The 1829-nt window shown below is 71.7% G+C and carries 1 protein-coding gene; it reads left to right on the top strand.

What is annotated here, in order from left to right; all coding sequences use genetic code 11:
- A partial coding sequence (locus Mam01_RS35925) for a condensation domain-containing protein (protein ID WP_239101882.1) occupies positions 1 to 1829 on the top strand: 1829 nt, incomplete at both ends.

The raw sequence follows: 1829 nt of genomic DNA, 5'->3' as shown, positions 1-1829 counted from the left end.
TCGTACGCGAGGACCGCCCAGACGAGAAGCGCCTGGTCGCCTACGTCGTCCCGGCCGATGGCCAGATGGACGTCGAAGCGCTGCGGGAGCACGCCGCAGGCCGGCTGCCGGATTACATGGTCCCTCTGGTCGTGCCGATCGAGGCGATGCCGCTGACGGTCAACGGCAAGCTGGACCGTACCGCGCTGCCCGCGCCGGATGTCGCGGGTCTGCGGGGTGGCCGGGGCCCGGCGACACCCGCCGAAGAGGTGCTGTGCGGGTTGTTCGCCGAGGTGCTCGGTCTGGAGCAGGTCGGGGCCGAGGCGTCGTTCTTCGACCTGGGCGGCGACTCGCTGCTGGCGATGCGGCTGATCGCCCGCATCCGGGCGGTGCTGGAGACCGAGATCAGCATCGGTGACCTGTTCGGTGAGCCGACCGTCGCCGGGCTGGCCCGGATGATCGGCGGGACCGGCCAGGTCCGGCGGGCGCTCACGCCGGTGCCGCGGCCCGAGGTGCTGCCGCTGTCGTACGCCCAGCAGCGCATGTGGTTCCTCAACCGCCTCGAAGACGCGGGAGAGGGCGCGGCGTACAACCTCTCGCTCGCGCTCCGCCTGTCGGGGGACCCGGACATCGCGGCGCTGGAGGCGGCGATCGGTGACATCGCGGACCGTCACGAGAGCCTGCGCACAGTCTTCCCCGAGACCGACGGAGTCCCCCGCCAGCACATCCTGGACGGGCCCGCCGGCCGTCCGGCGCTGCTGCTCGCGGAGACCACGGAGCAGGACCTTCCGGAGACGCTCGCCTCGTACGCGGGGCGCAGGTTCGATCTCACCGCCGACCTGCCCTTGCGCGTTCACCTGCTCGCGGTCGCGCCGTCCGAGTACGTGCTGCTGATCGTGGTCCATCACATCGCGGTGGACGGCTGGTCGATGGGCGTACTGGGCCGCGACCTGCGCGTGGCCTACGCGGCCCGCCGCGACGGCCGGGCGCCGGAGTGGCGGCCGCTGCCCGTCCAGTACGCCGACTACGCGTTGTGGCAGCGGGAGGTCCTGGGCGACCTGAACGACCCGGAAAGCCTGGTCAGCGGCCAGCTCGGCTACTGGCGTCAGGCTCTCGAAGGCACGCCGGAGGAGGTGGCGCTCCCGGCCGACCGGCCACGCCCGGCCGTGTCCTCCTTCCGCGGCGCCAACGTGCCGGTCGAGGTGGACGCGGAGACCCACGCTCGGCTGGTGGAGGTCGCCCAGAACGGCCAGTCCACGATGTTCATGGTGGCCCACGCGGCGCTCGCGATGCTGCTGGCGCGGATGGGTGCGGGCTCCGACATCCCGATCGGTACGGTGATCGCCGGTCGTGGGGACGCGGCGCTGGAGGACCTGGCCGGGTTCTTCGTCAACACGCTCGTCCTGCGTACGGACCTGTCCGGCGACCCGTCGTTCGAAGACGTGCTGGCGCGGGTACGGGAGACCGACCTGGCCGCCTACGCCCACCAGGACGTGCCGTTCGAACGTCTCGTGGAGGACCTCAACCCGGCCCGCTCCCTGTCCCGCAACCCGCTCTTCCAGGTCACGCTGGCCGTACAGAACGGCGGGGGCTCGGAGCAGTGGGACCTCGCCGGGTTGCAGGTCGAGCCGGCGCAGTCCGCGAGTGAGGACACGGCTCGCTTCGACCTTTCGGTGACGCTCGTGGAGCGGCGGGACGAGAGAGGAACTCCCGCCGGGCTGATCGGCGGCATCCTCTACGCCGTCGACCTGTTCGACGAGGCCACCGCCCAAGCGCTGTCGAGACGCCTGGTGCGCGTGCTGGAGCAGGTCGCCTCCGACCCGTCCGTACGGCTCAGCACGCTCAGTGTT

Origin of the sequence: Microbispora amethystogenes (assembly GCF_016863015.1) — a bacterium.
Lineage (GTDB): Bacteria > Actinomycetota > Actinomycetes > Streptosporangiales > Streptosporangiaceae > Microbispora > Microbispora amethystogenes.
This window is presented reverse-complemented; position numbering and strand designations above follow the sequence as displayed.